Raw genomic sequence first — 17,570 nt, 5'->3', positions numbered from 1 at the left:
GGTCCGGGGTCGGCAGTTCATATCAGCCCGCCTCGCTCAACACTTCCAGAAACGCCGCGCCAAAACGTTCTGCATGGCGATCCCCCAGAAGCCGCGTCAGACTTCCCAGATCGCCCGGCTGTGCCTCGGCCACCCGGGCCAGTTGCGCGGAGGAACAGCGCATCGGTTTGTCCAGACCCCGGGGCCCGCGCGCCAGACGGGCCTGAACCTCCAGAAGCCGGTCATAGAGGCCGCCCGCCTTTTGGCCCGACAGTTTGCGCCGGGCGGGGTGGGGAATATCGGGGATATCTCCGGTGATGACTTCCAGAAAGGTCCGGCCATAGCTTTCCAGCTTTTTCGCGCCGACCCCGGAAACCTGCGCCATCTGGTCCAGGGTGGCGGGCCGGGTTTCCGCCATCTCGATCAGGGTGCGGTCGGGGAAGATGACATAGGCGGGCACCCGTGCCTCTTCGGCCAGAGCCCGGCGTTTGGCCTTGAGCGCCGAAAGAAGCGGGGCGTCTTCCTCGGACACCAGGGTTTTCACCGCCGGGCGGCGCGGCGCCCTGGCCAGCGCATCCTTGCGCAGGGTGATTGTCGCCTCATCCTTCAGGATCGGGCGGGCGGCCTCGGTCATCCGCAATGCGCCAAACCGATCCGGGTCGGGGCGCACCAGATCATGGGCGGCCATCTGCCGGAACACCGCCTGCCAGCCGCGTTTGTCAAATTCCATGCCAACGCCGAATGTGGGCAGGGTGTCATGGCCGCGCTGGGTGATCTTCTCGGTGGTATTGCCGATCAGGATGTCGATCAGATGGCCCGCGCCGAAATACTCCCCCGTGCGCAGGATAGCCGAAAGCGCCTTGCGCACCGGTTGGGTGCCGTCGAATGTGTCCGGCGGGGTGGCGCAAAGATCGCAATTGCCGCAGGGTTCGGTTGTCTCACCGAAATAGCCCAGCAAGACCTGACGGCGGCAGCCAAGCGCCTCGGCCAGACCCAGAAGCGCATTCAGTCGCCCGTGATCGGCGGTTTTGCGATCCCCGGGCGCAAGACCTTCGTCGATCTGCTGGCGGCGAAAGCGGATATCATCGGGGCCATAAAGCGTCAGCGTGTCCGCGGGCGCGCCATCACGGCCCGCGCGCCCGATCTCCTGATAATAGCCTTCGATGGATTTCGGCAGATCCGCATGGGCCACCCAGCGGATATCGGGTTTGTCCACGCCCATGCCGAAAGCGATGGTGGCCACAACAATCAACCCGTCCTCGCGGCTGAACCGGGTCTCGACAATGCGCCGATCCTCCGCCGCCATCCCCGCATGATAGTGGCAGGCGCTGTGGCCGTCATCGCGGAGCGCTTTGGCAATCGTTTCGGTCTTTGCCCGCGTGCCGCAATAGACAATGCCTGACTGGCCCTTGCGCGCCGCCGCGAAGCTGAGGATTTGCGCGCGCGGGCTGTTCTTGACCTCAAACGCCAGTGTCAGGTTCGGCCGGTCAAAGCCGCGCAGAAAGATCTCCGGCGGGGTGCCATCGAACAGGCGGTCGACAATCTCGGCCCGGGTTTCGGCATCTGCGGTGGCGGTAAAGGCCGCAAGCGGAACATCCAGCGCCTGTCGCAACCCGCCGATCCGCAGGTAATCGGGGCGGAAATCATGGCCCCACTGGCTGACGCAATGGGCCTCATCCACGGCGATCAGGGCAACGCCCGCGCGTTTCAGCATCCGCTCCGTGCCCGAGGCGGCCAGCCGTTCGGGCGCAATATAAAGCAGCTTCAGCGTGCCGGCCTCAAGCCCGGTCCAGACCGCATCGGTTTCCTCGGCCGTATTGCCCGAGGTCAGCGCGCCTGCCTCAACCCCCGCCGTGCGCAGGCCGCGCACCTGATCGCGCATCAGCGCAATCAGGGGTGAGATGACAACCGTCACCCCATCCTGCATCAGGGCCGGCAATTGGAAACACAGGGATTTCCCGCCCCCTGTCGGCATGATCGCCAGCGTGTTCTTGCCCGCCGCCACCGCACGCACAATCTCTTCCTGCCCGGGGCGGAAGTTTTCGAAACCAAAAACGGAGGAGAGATAACTCTCGGGGTCCTGCATGGCAGTGCCGGGGCCTGTTGGGATTAAAACGGGTGCTCAATTTTCCCGGACTGTCACATATCGCGATTGGCTTCACAAGATGCCTGCGCACAGCAAACCAGATGAAGGGCGCGGCCAGACTGCGACCATTTATATCCGATATTGCGCCATAATTGCCAAAACATGGCTTACCTATCCCCGCCCGCTGTGCCAGCAACGGATACATCTGTTCCTGACCAAAAGAAGGAGGGCACGACATGCGTTTCGTTAAGCCCCTGACCCTTGCCGCAACCATTCTTGCCGCCGCTTCCGCGCTACCCGCGCAGGAGGTGACGTTGAGGTTTCAGCATTTCGTTTCGCCGCTTTCAGCCAATCCGGTGGGGTTCATGCAGCCCTGGGCCGAGACCATCGAAGCGCAGTCAGAGGGCCGCATCCGGGTTGAGCTTTACCCGTTCATGCAACTGGGCGGCGCCCCGCAAAGCCAGTATGACCTGATCCGCGATGGCGCGATTGATGGCGGTTGGGTGATCCCCGGCTATCAGCCCGGGCGCTTCCCCGAGGCAGAGGCGCTGGAACTGCCCTTCATGACGCCCAAATCGGCAGAGGAAGCCAGCCGGGCAGCCTGGGTGTTCACGCAAGAGCATCTGATGGATGATTTCGCGGATGTTCATGTCATTGCCGCCCATATGCACGGGCCGGGCCTGGTACATCTGCGCGGACCCGCGATTGAAACGGTCGCCGATTTCGACGGGCTCAGCCTGCGCGGACCGTCACGGGCGGCCACCCTGTTGCTGGAAGAACTGGGCGCCACGCCGGTGGGCATGCCGGTGCCCGCCTTCCCCGAGGCTTTGGCCCGTGGGGTGGTGGATGGCGGTGTGATCACCTGGGAAATGGCCCCGTCGCTGCGGCTGGATGAACTGACCGAAAGCCATACGGATGTGGCCGGTGATCACTCGCTTTACAATCTCTATTTCATCTGGGCGATGAACAGGCAGGTTTATGAAGACCTGCCCGATGATCTGCGGGCCATCATCGACGCCAATTCCGGGATGATGGCCAGCGCCTGGGCCGGGCGGGCCCATGATGAAGGGGATATTCACGGCCGGACAGCGATGGCAGATGCGGGCAATGAGATTGCCGAGATGAGCGAAGAGGTCACCGCCGAGATACGTGCCCTGGGCGACACCGTGATCGCCAACTGGATTGTGGAGGCCGATGACAAGGGTCTGGATGGGGCAGCACTGGTGCAATCCGCGCGCGATGCGATGGCAGCACAGATCGGAAGTGCCAACCAGTCGGCTAACCGCTAGGGTCGGGCCAGCGTGATCAGGGTGTCGCCATAGCGGCGCTGATCCAGCATCCTGCACTCTTCCGGCAACACCGGGAGGGTGCTTTCTTCCCAGACGATCAGCGCTTCGGGTGCCAGCCAGCCACCTGTGAGGGCCGCACCCAGCGCCGCCTCGCCCATCTCTTTGCCGTAAGGCGGATCAAGGAAAACCAGATCGAAGGGTTTGCCCTGTATCTCGCCCAGACGCGTGGCATCCCGGCGAAAAACCCTGGTCATCCCCTGCGCCTGACACAGAGCGATATTTTCGCGCAGCAAGGCCCGCGCCCTGGTGCCATCATCGACAAACGTGGCATGGGACGCACCGCGCGACAGCGCTTCCAGCCCAAGTGCGCCGGTGCCCGCAAACAGGTCCAGCACGCGGGCGCCAGTGATCGGGTCGCCATACCCGCCATTGACCAGCAGGTTGAACAGGCTTTCGCGGACCCGGTCGGATGTGGGCCGAAGATGCGCACCCGCATCCCCCTTGCCCACGGATGCCAGCCGCTTCCCCCGATGGGCGCCCGCGATGATCCTCATCCGCGCAGCAGGGCCTTCAGGTCCGTGCCCGTATCGGCAATCGCCTCTGCGCAGGGGGATTTGCCCGCTTCCAGCAGACGTTTGCCCACCATATAGGCCCGTGGGTCATTCATCGCATCCACCGCAAGCAACCTGTCGCCTGCATAATACCAGTGGGATACACTCGGCGCCGCGCCCCGGCGGACAATCCGGTCATAACCGGTGTTCAGCCCGGCGATTTGCAGCTTCACATCATACTGATCAGACCAGAACCACGGATGCGGCGCGTATTGCGCGTCCGCGCCCATCATGTTGCGCGCCACAAGCTCGGCCTGATCAATGGCGTTCTGCACGCTTTCCAGCCGGATACGCTGCCCCCGGAACAGAAACGACGCGCAATCCCCTGCCGACCAGATCGACGGGTCCGATGTGCGGCCATGGGCATCCACGCTGATCCCGTTTTCAATGTCCAGACCTGCCGCCCCGGCCAGATCCGAAGCCGGGCTGATCCCGATACCGACAATGACCATATCAAGCGGCAATTCTGTTCCATCGGACAAAAGCGCCCCGGTGACATGATCCTCGCCCAGCAGGCGCTGCAATCCCAGGCCTTCGCGAATATCCACCCCGTGCTGGCGATGAAGCGCACGAAAATAATCAGATGTCTCGGGGCAGGCGACGCGCTGCAAAATCCGCTCGGCCATTTCGATCAGGGTGACCTGCATCCCCCGTTTTACGCAGACGGCGGCAGCCTCCAGCCCGATATACCCGCCACCCACAATCAGCACATGGCGCCCTGCAACCGCATCGGGTTCCATCCCGTCCACATCCGCAAGAGTGCGCACCACATGCACACCGGGCAATGCGCCGCCAATCGTCTCTGGCAGGTGCCGGGGCACGGACCCTGTGGTCAGGGCCAGTTGATCATAGGAAACCGATTGCCCATCGCACAGGGTCACAGCCTTGTTTGCAGGGTCAATCGCCGTCACCGGTTGATCAAGATGCAGATCAATCCCGTTATCGGGATAATAGTTTTCAGGCCTCAGGTAGAGCCGTTCCAGCGCCATATCGCCGGTCAGATAGGCCTTGGACAAAGGCGGGCGCTGATAGGGGGGCACCGGTTCCTCCCCGATCAGGGTGATCTTGCCCTCAAACCCCTCAGCCCGCAGCCTGGCCACCAAAGCCGCCCCGGCCTGACCTGCACCAACCACAACAATATGCGACATCGTAACTTCCCGTTTTTCTGTCTGGCACCCGACCGGCTGCACCCTATATGCGTAACAAGGACGTATACAAGCGAGGGAGAGTGCGACATGACAATTGCAGTTGGTGACAAGCTGCCGGGGGCCAGCCTGCTCCGCATCGGCGAAGAGGGGCCTGAATCTGTGCCCATGGCTGACAGGCTTGCGGGGCGCAAGGTTATCATCTTCGGCCTGCCCGGCGCCTATACGGGCACCTGCACCATGGCCCATGTGCCCAGCTTTATCCGCACGAAAGACCAGTTCGATGCCAAAGGCGTGGACGAGATTATCTGTGTGTCGGTCAACGACCCGTTCGTGATGCAGGCCTGGGGCGAGGCGACCGGTGCGACAGCGGCCGGTCTGACGCTTCTGGGGGATGCGGCCAGTGAGTTCACCAGTGCCATCGGCATGGAATTCGACGCACCACCCGTGGGTTTCATCAAACGGTCAAAACGCTATGCGATGTATGTGGAGGATGGCGTGGTGAAAGTTCTGCATGCAGAGGAAAACCCCGGCGTCTGTGAAGCCTCTGGCGGCGAAGCGATGCTGGCGGAAATCTGACGCTACAACGCTTCACAAAAAGCTTTAATCGCCCGAGATGTCTTTGAGCAAAGCCAGAAACCCCTCGGCGTTGCCGGTTTCAAGGTAACGTTCTATCTCGATGACAATCCTGAGCTGCTTGGCCATATAGGCGAGGCGGCGATGGTCATTTTCAATGTATCTTGCGGTGATCTCAGCCTCCAGAGCATCCGCTTCGTGAATGAGCTTCTGTATCTCTGCAAGACCCTTTTGGTTTTGAATACCTTGGGCTTTGAGATGCTCTTTGACTGCGTTGAGACTTTCCAGAGCCACTGATCGCGCCTCATCCCGAACCGTTGTTTCAGAAACCGGATCGGCAATTGCATCCAGGATTTTCCCGATCGCCGCCTCGGCCCGTGCGCGGATGCCCGTTGCGGCGCCTGTCGACGGCAACACACTGTCCAACGCGACAGGAACAAGATGATTCCGACCGTCCGGCGCGGCCAATTGCGACGTCCGCGCCACCACGAAAGTCCGCACGATCAGTTTCGAGGCTGCGACAGCCTGATCGGATTTCAGAATCGTGGCCGCCATCACAACACCATATTCAGAATAGACCCATGGTGGTGTACGCCGTCCGCCACGGCCCTGAGGGTTTGCAATCGCAATCTGCGATTTCAAACCGGCCCATTCTTCATCGTTCAGTTGGAAGGCAAAATCGTTACCGAAGCGATCAATGTTACGCTTCACCTGTTCGTTCAGCCGCCCTGTCGTATATCCGAAGCGATCTGCCAGATCCTCATCCATGATAACCGGGACACCACGCAGGACATAAACATGCAACTCTGTCATCCAGCCTCCGGCTCCGCCCAAAATCCGGTCCGTTGCAAGTTTGACATCGCAATCTGCGATTTCAAAGCCAAAACGCACCGTACTTTTCCCGAGGAACTATTCCTGCTCCGGCATCTGCTCCGCCCCGGCTTTCTCATAAATCAGCGTTCTTGTGGGGAAGGGAATATCCACCCCGCCCGCATCCAGCGCCTCTTTGACCTTGCGCTTCATATCCGCCTGATAGGCGAAAAACTCTGCCGCATCGACCCAGACACGCACCAGAAAATCCACCGAACTGCTGTTGAGCGTGTTCACCTGAACAAAGGGTTCCGGCTCCGTATGGCTGCGCGCATCACTCATGATCGTCTCGCGGATGATCCGCTCGGCCTCGGCCAGATCAGCGCCATAGCCAACGCCAAATTCCCATTCCGCCCGGCGGGTCGGGTAGGTGGAATAGTTTCTGATCTGATTGCCCCAGACCTCGGAATTCGGGATCAGCACCTGCACATTCGACAATGATGCCAGTTCCGTCATGTTCAGAGAGATATCCCTGACCGTGCCCATCTGCCCGGCAACCTCGACAAAATCACCGTTCTTGAACGGGCGAAACAGGATGATCATGATCCCGGCAGCCAGGTTCGACAACGTGCCCTGCAACGCCAGACCGATGGCGATACCCGCAGCCCCGATTGCCGCAATCAACGAGGTCGTCTGCACCCCGAACGTGTTCAGGATGAACATCCCGGCAAAAGCGAGGATCACATAACGTGCGATATTGCCCAGAAATGTGAAAAGCGTGTCATCCAGCGCCTGATGGCGCAGGCCAAGCGCGATGATCCGCCGCCGCGCCCATCCGGCGATAAAAAATGCCAGAATGACCAGCACAAGCGCCAACAGAACATCACCCAACAGGCGTGCTATAAAATCGACGGTAAAGATGTCCCCGACGGTTATGCCATCGGCAATATCTATGTCCAGAATCTGCTCGATATTCATGCCCTACCCTGCCAGGCGATCCATTTTGGTTGCCAGCGCCACGTCCAGCGCGCTCAACCCGGCCACATCATGGGTGCTTAGCGTGACATCCACTGTTTTGTACACATTGGACCATTCCGGGTGATGGTTCATATGTTCCGCAATCATCGCCACCCGGGTCATCCAGCCGAAAGCCTCGTTAAAATCCGCGAACACATAGCGCTTGGTGATCGCATCGCGCCCCTCGACGATCTGCCAGCCATGGGCGGTCAACTCATGTATCGCTGTCTCGCGCTGCGCGGTGCTGAGCTTTTCCGGTGTGATCATTGCTGTTCCTCCACATGGATTGTCTTGAACGGGCCATATCTGGTCAGTATTTCGATTTCCTCGTCAACCGCCGCCCGTTCGGCCTCCAGATAGCTGGCAATGGCCCGGCGAAAGCCCTCATCCCCCACCCAATGCAGCGAATGGGTCGCAACCGGCATATAGCCTCGGGCCAGTTTGTGATCGCCCTGTGCGCCGGCCTCAACCAATCTCTGGCCCCGGGCGATGGCCGCCTCGATGGCCTGATAATAGCACAGTTCGAAATGCAGGCAGGGGTGATGCTCGACACAGCCCCAATAGCGGCCATATAACACGTCGCGCCCGATGAAGTTGAGCGCGCCCGCGACCGCACGCCCCTCGCGCAGGGCCAGGATCAGCAGGACGTCATCGCGCATCTGTTCCTGGGCGATGTGGAAAAACCGGCGGGTCAGATAGGGCTGGCCCCATTTCCGCGCGCCGGTGTCCTGATAAAACTCCCAGAACGCCTCCCAATGTTCAGGTTGCAGGTCATCCCCCGTCAGGGCCACGATCTCCCCCCCGAACGCCTGTGCCGTCGCCCTTTCCTTGCGAATATTCTTGCGCTTGCGGGAGCTGAGCGTGGCGAGAAAATCATCGAAACTGCCATAGCCGTGATTGGTCCAGTGGAACTGCTGGCTGGTGCGGTGCATCAGGCCCATTTCCTCGCCTGCGCGCGCCTCTTCCCCGGTGCAGAAGGTGATGTGCAGGGAGCTGAGCTGATTGTCCGCCGCAATTTGCACCGCCGCCTGCACCAAAGCCGCGCGCCCGATCCCCTCCCATCCCGGTCTGGTCAGAAACCGCCGCCCGGTTGCGGGGGTAAAGGGCACCGCGATCTGCAGTTTCGGGTAATACCGCCCACCCGCCTGCTCATAGGCATGGGCCCAGTTGTGATCGAAGATATATTCGCCCTGGCTGTGCCCCTTGGCGTAAAGCGGGGTGACCGCGATCACCTTTTCCCCCGCGCGGGCCAGAAGATAGCGCGGCTGCCAGCCCGAACCGGGGCCGACCGAGCCGCTGTCTTCCAGCGCCCGCAGGAACCGGTAGGTGGTGAATGGGTCATGGGCGATACCGCCCTCTGCCGCCTCCGGGCAGGCGCAGGCATCCCAGTCTGCCGGGTCGACCCCGACAAGGCTGTCCAACGCCGTTACCTCGATTTGCACATCATCGCGCATGGGGTTGCCCTGGGGTCTCACCCGTCACCAGATGGGGCCTGATCACGCGTCGTCAAGCTGGGGCAGATACCCCTCAAACGTCACGTTATCGGCCACGCGCCGCGCTTCGGTCTCGGCCTGGGCGGATCGGATCGTCCAGCACAGAACCGGGATTTTCTGGGCTTTCAGTTCAGCCACACGCGGGCTGCCCAGATCGGTCCAGTCATGGCTGATGAATTGCGCGCCGACCCGCCCGAAATCCCGGATCGATCGCAGATGGGCGCAGGTGTCGGCGCTTAGCTCCGGCCATTGCGACGGCATGAAACCCGAGGTCACCAGACCACGCGGCACATCCGGCGCATGGGCCCGGAAGGCCGCGATCATATGGGGGTTGAACGACATCACCGCCACCGGCCCCGCATAGCCTTCAAGCGCCGAGGCGACCCCGCGTTCCAGAACATCATCGGGGGCCTCCCCGATCCCGCCGGACTGATCCTTGATCTCGATCAGCAGGGGCACACGCCCCTCAACCAGTTGCAGGATCTGCGCCAGCGACGGGATGTTTTCTTCTGATCCTTTCAGGCGCAGATCCATCAACTCACGGGCCGTGCGGTCGTGCACCATGCCGGTGGTTTCTGTCAGCCGGTCAAGGGTGGCGTCATGGAACACCATCGCCACGCCATCGGCAGAGGGCTGCACATCAATTTCGATGCCATACCCGGCAGAGACGGCCCGACGCACCGCCGTCACCCCGTTTTCCGGGATGCCCTGACCCATGTCATGCAGCGCGCGATGCGCCAGTGGCGGGTTCAGAAAACTGGCCGGAAGGGTCATGGCTTGATCTGGAAAATCCCCTCGATCTCGACGGCGACACCAAGCGGCAATGCCCCCGCACTGACCGCAGAGCGGCTGTGCCGACCCGCCTCACCCAGGGCCTCGACCAGGAAATCCGAGGCGCCGTTGATGACTTTCGGCTGGTCCATGTAATCGGGGCCGGAATTGACGAAGCCGGTCAGCTTGACCACCCGCACCAGCCGCTCCAGATCGCCGCCACAGGCCGCGCGGACCTGGGCCAGAAGGCTGATCGCACAGGTCTTGGCAGCGGCAGCGCCTTCTTCGGTGCTCAGATCAACGCCAATCTTGCCGGTGATCAGACCATCCGCATTCATCGAAATCTGACCCGACACATAAGCCAGATCGCCGACCACCACATAGGGCACGTAATTTGCCGCAGGGGCCGGGGCGTCGGGCAGTTCCACACCCAGTTCCGCCAGACGGGCTTCTATTCCATTGCTCATACAACCGACTCCAGATGACGTGATTTGAAGTCAGGCTAACGATACGGGCGGGCAGAGGAAAGGGCCGATCAGCTTTCGCGGAAAGCCCGGTTGAAATAGTCCATCAACGGGCGCATCAGATAGGCAATGGGGGTACGGTCCTCGGTGCGGATAAACGCCTCTACCGGCATGCCGGGCAAAAGTGTCTCCCCCTCCAGCAGGTCAATCTGACCGTCATCCAGAACGATCTGGGTTTCATAGAAACTGGCGCCCGTGGCCTCATCCACAAAAGCGTCGGCCGATACCCGCGTGACCAGCCCATAAAGATCGGGCGTGGTGCGGCTGCTGAATGCGGGAAAGCGCAAAATGACCTCCTGGCCGACAAAAACCTGATCCACATGGATCGCCGCCACCCGGGCCGAGATCACCAGAGGCCGATCCTGCGGCACCAGGAACATCACCGGCTCGGCCGGGCGCACGACCGACTGGGCGCCGAATATGGTCAGGCCATAGACGATACCACTCACCGGTGCGCGCATATCCATCTGGCTCAACTGCCGTTCCAGCGCCCGGGCGCGTTCCCCCAGTTCCTCTTCCTGCACACGGACTTCTCGCAACTCAACAATCGCCTCTTCCCGGCGCTCGGTCTCGACCTGAAGGATCGCAAGTTCAATCTCGGTGATCCGGCCTTCGGCCTCGGCCACGCTGGCGTCGATCTCTCCCAATGTGCCCAGCAGATTGGCCTCTTCACGTTCCAGGCTCAGAACCCGCGCGGCCTGGGCCAGCCCCCTCTCCAGCAGATCACGCTGTGCGGTCAGTTCTTCGGCCACCAGATCCTGCTGCCGTTCCAGGGCGGTGCGTTGGGCATCCATACCCTCGATCTGGCTGCCGATCTGCTCGGTCCGGCGGTTCAGCTGGTCGATCTCCCGGTCCAGCGTATCGCGCCGGGCGGTGAACAGATTCAGCTGCCCGGTCAGGATATCAGCCAGTTCCACATTGTCCTGCGCCGCCTGTTGCAGGTCCGTGCCGAAACTGATCTCGGCCATCCCGTCCCGCTCTGCCTCCAGCCGGGCGCGGCGGGCGCGCAGTTCATTCAACTGGCCGCGGACCACCACATAGCTGGAGGCGATATCGGAATGATCAAGGCGCAACAGCACCTCACCCTCTTCGACCTGCTGGCCTTCCTCCACATCCAGTTCGGCGACCACCCCGCCTTCGGGGTGCTGAATGGCCTGGCGGTTCTGATCCACCTCAATCTGGCCCGAGGCGACAACCGCGCCCGCGATATTCGACAGGGCCGCCCAGGTGCCAAAACCCCCCAGCAGCGCCGCAACAGCCAACAAGCCCAGAAAGATCGGGCCGCGCACAGACCAGACGGGGCGAGATTTATCTGCCATCAGCTGACCCCCCCGCCAGTGCCGCTTGCGTTGATCTGGGCATGGTTCTGCACGGTCTTCTTCAAGACCTCGTCGCGCGGGCCAAACATCTTCGGCATCCCCCCATCCAGCACCAGCAGCATCTCACATTCGCGGATCGCGGCGGGTCTGTGGGCCATGATCAGAACCGAGCGGCCATCAGATTTCATCTCGCGGATTGCCTGGTTCAGGGCCGCGCTGCCCTCGTTATCAAGATTCGAGTTCGGTTCATCCAGCACCAGCAGCACCGGGTTGCCATAAAGCGCGCGGGCCAGGCCGATACGCTGTATCTGCCCGCCTGACAGGCGCGACCCGATGGAGGTGACCGGCGTGTCATAGCCTTTGGGCTGTTTCAGAATCAGCTCATGGGCCGCGGCCTTCTGCGCGGCGGCCACCACGGCATCCGGGTCGGGGTTGGGCGACAGGCGCGCGATATTTTCGGCAATCGTGCCGTCAAACAGGCTGACGGTCTGCGGCAGATAGCCCACCAGTCCCCCCAGAATATCCGGGTCATACTGATCCAGCGTCGCGCCATCCAGACGGATCTGCCCGGCGGCCGGCAACCAGACCCCGGTCAAGGCTTTCGCAAGGGTGGATTTCCCCGCACCCGAGGGGCCGATAATGCCCACGGCCTGCCCCGGATCGACCCGAAAACTGACCATCCGCAACATCGCCTGGCTTTCCCCCGGGGGCACCACGGCCAGTTGATGCACATCCAGCTTTGCAGCCGGGCGGGGCAAGGGCAGGCGCTGTGGCTCTGGCGGGGTTTCGCCCAGAAGCTGGCGCAGATTGGTCCAGCCATCGCGCGCCCGCTGGATCACCGCCCATTGGCCAATGGCCAGTTCGATCGGCGCCAAAGCCCGGCCCAGAAGGATCGACCCGGCAATCATTGCGCCCGCCGTCAGCTCCGCCTGCAAGACAAGATACGCCCCAAGACCCAGCATCGCCGATTGCAGAAACAGGCGCAGCGTTTTGGTCAGCGTCGTAAACCCGCCGACCCGGTCGCTGGACCGGATCGCGGCGCCAAGGGCCTGTTCGCGCTGCCCCCGCCAGCGGCGAAAGGCGGCACCCTGCATGCCCAGGCTGCGGATCAGTTCAGCCTCGGACTGCAACTGCCCGGCCATCCGGTCGGCCCGCATGGAGGCAACACCGGATGCTTTCAACGGCTCCCGCGTCATCGCCTGATTGATCAGGGTGATCATCACCAGAAGCGCCCCGCCGCTCAGAGCCAGCCAGCCAAGCCAGGGATGGAATATGAAAATCGCTGCCAGAAACAGCGGCGTCCAGGGGATATCAAACAGCGCCAGAAAGGCGGGCGAGGATAACAGCCGCTGCACCGCTTCCAGATCCTGCAACCCCGTTTGCGGCCCGCCCTTGCGGCGTGCACGCGACAGGGCGGCGGCAAAAACCGGCGAATCCAGCCCATCCTGCAAACGCGCGCCCACCCGTGCGGCGACCCGGCCACGGGCGTAATCCAGCAGCCCCATCATCAGAAACAGAAAGGTCACCAGCAGGGACAGGGCCAGCAATGTTTCTTCAGACCGGCTGCCCAGCACACGGTCATAGACCTGCAACATGTAAAGCGGCCCGGTCAGCATCAGCAGGTTGGTAAAAATGCTGAACAGGAAAATCGCCCAGAAAAGCCCGGAATTTGCACGGCGCTGGCGCGTCAGCTCATCTATACCTGACGAAGCGTGCTGTTGTGTGGTCGAAGCCATACATGTTGTCCAAATTTCAGGTATCCGGGGCGTCGTTTTTTGTCACGGTCTTGACTATTATGTCTGTCGCGTTTTGTTCAGTTTGTTCGGTGCTCAATATAGGTCATCATGTAACCGATCCTGTTTTGCAATTCTTTACTGCCATCCACAATTTTTTACAGCCATCCAAATGTAATTGAAACGCTATATCTTTGACTGGAGAACCGGTGCCTGTTTTGCCCTCCCCCAAACGTTACACGCTGTTTGCAACCCTTTCGGCGCTACTGATCCTGACCGCCTGCGGCCCGGCAACATTGCCCGGCCCCGGTGCCATCGACGACCCTTATGAGGCGCAAAACCGCCAGATGCATGCATTCAACCGCAGCCTTGATCGCTCTCTGGTGCGCCCGGGCTCCAATGTGGTTGGCGAATCGCTGCCCGGGCCGGTTCTGGTGGGTGTGGGGCGCATGTCCTCCAATCTCAGCCAGCCCAGCTATGTGGTGAATAATATCCTGCAACTGCGCCTGGGTCGGGCACTGCACAACACCGCACGTTTCGTGATCAACAGCACCATTGGCGTTGCCGGCATTTTCGACCCGGCCACCTCCATGGGGCTGGAGGGTCACCCGACAGATTTCGGCGAAACCCTGCATGTCTGGGGCACGCCGGAAGGGGCTTATACAGAACTGCCGTTTCTGGGGCCCTCAACCTCCCGTCATGCGGTTGGCAGGGTGGTGGATATTGCCCTGGACCCGATCAATACGCTGCATCCACGCCCGGCGAATATTGCCCGCGGCGTGCATGTCGTATCGGGTCTTGGCAACCGGCACAGTAATACAGGCTTTATCGACAGCATTCTGTATGAAAGCGAAGACAGCTATGCGCAGACCCGGTCAATTTATTTGCAGAACCGGCGGTTCCAACTCAGAAATGGGACTGCGTCCAATGTCATTGACCCAGATGAGGATTCCGATGGAGATCTTTTGTTTGACCCCTATGAAGACTGACAGCATGACAGATGCGGCCTGGACCCGGCGCCGGTTTGGCGTTTTGGGCCTTGCCACCGGGCTGGCCGCCCTGGCACCTGCGCATATGGCGCTGGCGCTGAACCTGACAGAGGCCCGCAGCCTGATCGACCGGGCTGTGGCCGAGCTGACGCAGATCATCAATTCCGGCCAGTCCGAGGCCGCCATGCTGCGCGATTTCGAGCGGTTCTTTGCCCGTCACGCGGATGTGCCGACGATTGCCAGATCGGTGCTTGGCGCCCCGGCCCGCAGTGCCAGCAACGCGCAGCTCAGGGCCTTCACCGCCGCCTTCCAGCATTACATGGCCAATAAATACGGCCGCCGGTTCCGGGAATTCATCGGCGGGGAGATACAGGTCATCGACGGCCGTCAGGTGAACCGGTATTTCGAGATCATCTCCAGCGTCCGGCTGCGCAATCAAAGCCCGTTCGAGGTACGCTGGATGGTGTCAGACCGCTCGGGCCAGAACAGGTTTTTCGACATGATCATCGAAGGTGTCAGCCTGGGCATTACCGAACGTGCCGAAATCGGCGGCATGCTGGACCGGCGGGGCGGTGACCTGGACGCCCTGATCGCGCATCTGCAAAGCATCGGGTAGAGCGCCAGACCATAATGCTGCACCACATATACATTGCGCAGAGGCCAGAGCCCGCCCCGTGGGGGCGGTACGGGCGCGGCCCGGCGGGGCCGCCGGGCGCAAGAATGTGTAGGGTGGTGCAGAATTTCAACCCGGTTCTATAAGCATTTCAGGTCAAAGCAGCATCGAAAACCCCTGGCTCGAACGCGTTTTTCGATATGATCTGTTTCAGGGTAAACCCGAAACGCAATAACGCCTCAGTTTCCGTTGTCGCCCAGAAACGTGCCCAGCACCTCCATCAGGATTTGCTCGGCCAGATCGGGGCGGCGCCCGCCTTGCTGACCCTGTGATTGGTCCTGTTGTCTCCGCTGCTCGGCCCGCAGGCCCGCCCGTGCTTCGGCCACCGGGTCGATCATCGGCAGGGGACGGGCCGGAATATCGGTGTGAATCCGCGTCATGGTCTGGCGCCAGATCTCTGCCGGCAGGCCACCGCCGGTCACACCGGTCAGGGGTGTATTGTCATCATAGCCCATCCAGACACCGGCCACATAATCCGCCGTGAACCCGATGAACCAGGCATCGCGGGAGGAATTGGTGGTCCCGGTTTTACCCGCGGCTGCCCGGTCGGGCAGGGCCGCCCGCTGCCCGGTTCCATTGGCGATCACCTGGGACATCATATAGGTCAACTGCAACGCGGCCTCTTCCGAGATCACCCGATCCCTGATCCCGCCTTCCTGCCCGATCAACGCCGCGTCATCGCCCAGAAACCGCAATTCTGTCAGCCCATAAGGCGCAACCGCCGAGCCGCCGTTGAGAATACCGGCATAGGCACCCGTCATCTCGATCAGGCTCGCCTCGGATGCGCCAAGGGCAATGGCCGGACCAAGCGCCAGATCGCTTTCGATCCCGAACCCTTCAGCAACGGCAACGGTGGCCTCGCGCCCCACGGTTTCCGACAGGCGCACGGCGGCGGTGTTCAGCGAGGCGCGCAGGGCGTCGGTCAGAGACACCTCCCCATAGAACTGGCGGGAGTAATTCTCGGGGCTCCACGGGCCTGATCCGGGGATATTGATGGTCAGCGGCCCGTCATAGATCAGATCATCAAACCGCCAACCCAGATTAAGCGCAGCGGCATAGACAAACGGTTTGAACGAACTGCCGGTCTGGCGCATCGCCTGGACCGCGCGGTTGAACTGGCCCGACACTTGTGTCTCGCGGCCACCGACCATGGCCCGCACCGCACCATCCGCAGACATCACCACAATGGCGGCCTGTGCCCCCGATTCTTCGCTCACCTGGGTGGAAAACACCTCGGCCAGGGCGGCTTCGGCGGCATCCTGCATATCGGGGTCAAATGTGGTGCGGATGATCACGTCTTCAGTGGTGTCATTGGTCAGAAACCCCGGGCCTTCGCCCATGATCCAGTCGGCGAAATACCCACCGGCACGGGCGGCGGCGGCTTCCGACAGGGTCGCGGGGTCGGAACGGCCCGCCTCTGCCTCGGCCGGGGTCAGATACCCCTGATCTTCCATCAGCCCCAGGATCAGATTGGCCCGGTTCTGCGCCCGTTCCAGATTACGGGTCGGCGCATAATAGGACGGGGCCACCAGCAGACCGGCCAGCATCGCCGCCTCCTGCGGTTGCAGATCAGCGCTGGAATGGCCGAAATAGCGTTGCGATGCAGCCTCGAACCCGCGGGCACCGGCCCCCAGATAAGCACGGTTGAAATAGATCGCCAGGATTTCATCCTTGGAATAGCGCAGTTCCATCGCCAGGGCGAAAGGCACTTCCTGCAGCTTCCGCCAGATGGTGGTGCGGCGGCAGTCGGTCTCATAGTCGGTTTCTGACTCCCACTCGGACGGGTCATATCTGACCCCCAGACACATCAGCTTTGCAACCTGCTGCGTGATGGTGGAGCCGCCATGCCCTTCCAACGGGCCACGGCCCTCGCGCATATTGATGCGGATGGCGCTGGCAATGCCGCGCGGGCTGATCCCCAGATGGCGATAGAAGCGGCGGTCTTCGGTCGCAACCACCGCATGGGTCAGATACGGGCTGACACTTTCGGGGTCGATCATTCCGCCATATTGTTCCCCCCGCCAGGCAAAGACATTGCCGTCCCGGTCCAGCATGGTGACCGATCCGCGTGCGCGGGCATCGACCACATCCCCCACCGGGCCCAGCAATGTGTAATAATAGGCCGTGGCAGCCAGTATAATCAGGCCCAGAACCACGGTTCCGCGCCAGAAAATCCCGAAGATCACCCGAAAGACAAACCGCAACAGCGCCCTGAACCACCCCAGAATACCGGGGCTGCGGGTACGCATTTGTGATCTGCGCTGCGGTTTGCGACCGGATTTTGACGCTGATTGCGCCCGCTTGCGCGGGGCGGCCTGTGTCCGGCGGTCAGCCACAAGCCCACGTTGCGAATTGCGCGGAGGGCGACCTCCACTTCCTGATCGGCTCATAATGGTCCTGCCTTCTTTTGCGCCAAGATAGGCAAAAACGACTCGTTTGTGGAGAGTCGTTTTTGGCATTTCTTATCCGCATCATGCCGCGTCGCCGTATTCGCAAAACGCACACTAAATGGGCATATCGCATTATTTGCGCAAAAAGTTTGCGTATACGCGCAT

General features: G+C 61.6%; 16 protein-coding genes. 4 read left to right on the top strand and 12 right to left on the bottom strand.

Translation table 11 applies throughout. From position 1 onward, the window contains the following. Positions 1-22: 22 nt before the first annotated feature. Positions 23-2,065, bottom strand: a complete 2,043-nt coding sequence (gene recQ, locus E2K80_RS16590; RefSeq protein WP_135376007.1) for a DNA helicase RecQ — start codon at positions 2,063-2,065, stop codon at positions 23-25. A 236-nt stretch (positions 2,066-2,301) separates the two neighbouring features. Between recQ and E2K80_RS16585 the strand changes: the two genes are divergently transcribed. Next, complete coding sequence (locus E2K80_RS16585) at positions 2,302-3,354, top strand: TRAP transporter substrate-binding protein (RefSeq protein ID WP_135376006.1); 1,053 nt, start codon at positions 2,302-2,304, stop codon at positions 3,352-3,354. Here the strand turns inward: E2K80_RS16585 and rsmD are convergent. Together rsmD and E2K80_RS16575 are read right to left on the bottom strand one after the other, a co-directional pair. Further along, complete coding sequence (gene rsmD, locus E2K80_RS16580; protein WP_135376005.1) at positions 3,351-3,908, bottom strand: 16S rRNA (guanine(966)-N(2))-methyltransferase RsmD; 558 nt, start codon at positions 3,906-3,908, stop codon at positions 3,351-3,353. The genes E2K80_RS16585 and rsmD overlap by 4 nt on opposite strands. Continuing rightward, complete coding sequence (locus tag E2K80_RS16575) at positions 3,905-5,113, bottom strand: NAD(P)/FAD-dependent oxidoreductase (RefSeq protein WP_135376004.1); 1,209 nt, start codon at positions 5,111-5,113, stop codon at positions 3,905-3,907. Before E2K80_RS16575 ends, rsmD begins: the two co-directional genes overlap by 4 nt. An 87-nt stretch (positions 5,114-5,200) precedes the next feature. On the opposite strand from E2K80_RS16575, the gene E2K80_RS16570 reads away from it, so the two are divergent. Then, positions 5,201-5,689, top strand: a complete 489-nt coding sequence (locus tag E2K80_RS16570) for a peroxiredoxin (protein WP_135376003.1) — start codon at positions 5,201-5,203, stop codon at positions 5,687-5,689. 24 nt (positions 5,690-5,713) lie between these two features. Here the strand turns inward: E2K80_RS16570 and E2K80_RS16565 are convergent, their stop codons facing one another. The 8 genes from E2K80_RS16565 to E2K80_RS16530 form a co-directional block, all read right to left on the bottom strand. Then, positions 5,714-6,577: an ORF6N domain-containing protein gene (locus E2K80_RS16565; protein WP_238475570.1), complete on the bottom strand. Its 864-nt coding sequence runs from the start codon at positions 6,575-6,577 to the stop codon at positions 5,714-5,716. An 18-nt stretch (positions 6,578-6,595) separates the two neighbouring features. Further along, positions 6,596-7,474: a mechanosensitive ion channel family protein gene (locus E2K80_RS16560; protein WP_135376002.1), complete on the bottom strand. Its 879-nt coding sequence runs from the start codon at positions 7,472-7,474 to the stop codon at positions 6,596-6,598. Positions 7,475-7,477: 3 nt separating this feature from the next. After that, positions 7,478-7,780 (bottom strand): 4a-hydroxytetrahydrobiopterin dehydratase, encoded by a 303-nt coding sequence (locus E2K80_RS16555; protein WP_135376001.1) that lies wholly within the window; start codon positions 7,778-7,780, stop codon positions 7,478-7,480. Then, positions 7,777-8,967 carry a GNAT family N-acetyltransferase gene (locus E2K80_RS16550; RefSeq protein ID WP_135376000.1) on the bottom strand — a complete coding sequence of 397 codons (1,191 nt, stop codon included), beginning with the start codon at positions 8,965-8,967 and terminating at the stop codon, positions 7,777-7,779. Before E2K80_RS16550 ends, E2K80_RS16555 begins: the two co-directional genes overlap by 4 nt. Before the next feature lie 42 nt (positions 8,968-9,009). Next, positions 9,010-9,780: a glycerophosphodiester phosphodiesterase family protein gene (locus E2K80_RS16545; protein ID WP_135375999.1), complete on the bottom strand. Its 771-nt coding sequence runs from the start codon at positions 9,778-9,780 to the stop codon at positions 9,010-9,012. After that, positions 9,777-10,244, bottom strand: coding sequence for a RidA family protein (locus E2K80_RS16540; protein ID WP_135375998.1), 468 nt, complete (start codon positions 10,242-10,244; stop codon positions 9,777-9,779). Before E2K80_RS16540 ends, E2K80_RS16545 begins: the two co-directional genes overlap by 4 nt. 68 nt (positions 10,245-10,312) lie before the next feature. After that, positions 10,313-11,620: an HlyD family type I secretion periplasmic adaptor subunit gene (locus E2K80_RS16535; protein ID WP_135375997.1), complete on the bottom strand. Its 1,308-nt coding sequence runs from the start codon at positions 11,618-11,620 to the stop codon at positions 10,313-10,315. Then, positions 11,620-13,356, bottom strand: coding sequence for a type I secretion system permease/ATPase (locus E2K80_RS16530; RefSeq protein ID WP_135375996.1), 1,737 nt, complete (start codon positions 13,354-13,356; stop codon positions 11,620-11,622). Before E2K80_RS16530 ends, E2K80_RS16535 begins: the two co-directional genes overlap by 1 nt. Before the next feature lie 206 nt (positions 13,357-13,562). On the opposite strand from E2K80_RS16530, the gene E2K80_RS16525 reads away from it, so the two are divergent. Both E2K80_RS16525 and E2K80_RS16520 read left to right on the top strand, forming a co-directional pair. Further along, a complete protein-coding gene (locus tag E2K80_RS16525; RefSeq protein ID WP_238475569.1) occupies positions 13,563-14,342 on the top strand; it encodes an MlaA family lipoprotein in 780 nt (259 codons plus the stop codon). Continuing rightward, positions 14,332-14,958, top strand: a complete 627-nt coding sequence (locus E2K80_RS16520) for an MlaC/ttg2D family ABC transporter substrate-binding protein (protein WP_238475737.1) — start codon at positions 14,332-14,334, stop codon at positions 14,956-14,958. Before E2K80_RS16525 ends, E2K80_RS16520 begins: the two co-directional genes overlap by 11 nt. A gap of 236 nt (positions 14,959-15,194) precedes the next feature. On the opposite strand, the gene E2K80_RS16515 is transcribed toward E2K80_RS16520, so the two are convergent. Then, positions 15,195-17,405 carry a transglycosylase domain-containing protein gene (locus tag E2K80_RS16515; RefSeq protein WP_135375995.1) on the bottom strand — a complete coding sequence of 737 codons (2,211 nt, stop codon included), beginning with the start codon at positions 17,403-17,405 and terminating at the stop codon, positions 15,195-15,197. Positions 17,406-17,570 lie beyond the last annotated feature (165 nt).

Source organism: Rhodophyticola sp. CCM32 (assembly GCF_004751985.1).
GTDB lineage: Bacteria > Pseudomonadota > Alphaproteobacteria > Rhodobacterales > Rhodobacteraceae > Rhodophyticola.
The sequence above is the reverse complement of the archived record's forward strand: the minus strand, read 5'-3'. Positions and strand labels throughout refer to the sequence as shown.

Coding starts and splice junctions, on each gene's coding strand:
- recQ (WP_135376007.1), bottom strand. CDS start 2,065: ATGCAGGACCCCGAGAGTTATCTCTCCTCCGTTTTTGGTTTCGAAAAC.
- E2K80_RS16550 (WP_135376000.1), bottom strand. CDS start 8,967: ATGCGCGATGATGTGCAAATCGAGGTAACGGCGTTGGACAGCCTTGTC.
- E2K80_RS16530 (WP_135375996.1), bottom strand. CDS start 13,356: ATGGCTTCGACCACACAACAGCACGCTTCGTCAGGTATAGATGAGCTG.
- E2K80_RS16515 (WP_135375995.1), bottom strand. CDS start 17,405: ATGAGCCGATCAGGAAGTGGAGGTCGCCCTCCGCGCAATTCGCAACGT.
- E2K80_RS16575 (WP_135376004.1), bottom strand. CDS start 5,113: ATGTCGCATATTGTTGTGGTTGGTGCAGGTCAGGCCGGGGCGGCTTTG.
- E2K80_RS16570 (WP_135376003.1), top strand. CDS start 5,201: ATGACAATTGCAGTTGGTGACAAGCTGCCGGGGGCCAGCCTGCTCCGC.
- E2K80_RS16555 (WP_135376001.1), bottom strand. CDS start 7,780: ATGATCACACCGGAAAAGCTCAGCACCGCGCAGCGCGAGACAGCGATA.
- E2K80_RS16545 (WP_135375999.1), bottom strand. CDS start 9,780: ATGACCCTTCCGGCCAGTTTTCTGAACCCGCCACTGGCGCATCGCGCG.
- rsmD (WP_135376005.1), bottom strand. CDS start 3,908: ATGAGGATCATCGCGGGCGCCCATCGGGGGAAGCGGCTGGCATCCGTG.
- E2K80_RS16540 (WP_135375998.1), bottom strand. CDS start 10,244: ATGAGCAATGGAATAGAAGCCCGTCTGGCGGAACTGGGTGTGGAACTG.
- E2K80_RS16585 (WP_135376006.1), top strand. CDS start 2,302: ATGCGTTTCGTTAAGCCCCTGACCCTTGCCGCAACCATTCTTGCCGCC.
- E2K80_RS16520 (WP_238475737.1), top strand. CDS start 14,332: ATGAAGACTGACAGCATGACAGATGCGGCCTGGACCCGGCGCCGGTTT.
- E2K80_RS16535 (WP_135375997.1), bottom strand. CDS start 11,620: ATGGCAGATAAATCTCGCCCCGTCTGGTCTGTGCGCGGCCCGATCTTT.
- E2K80_RS16560 (WP_135376002.1), bottom strand. CDS start 7,474: ATGAATATCGAGCAGATTCTGGACATAGATATTGCCGATGGCATAACC.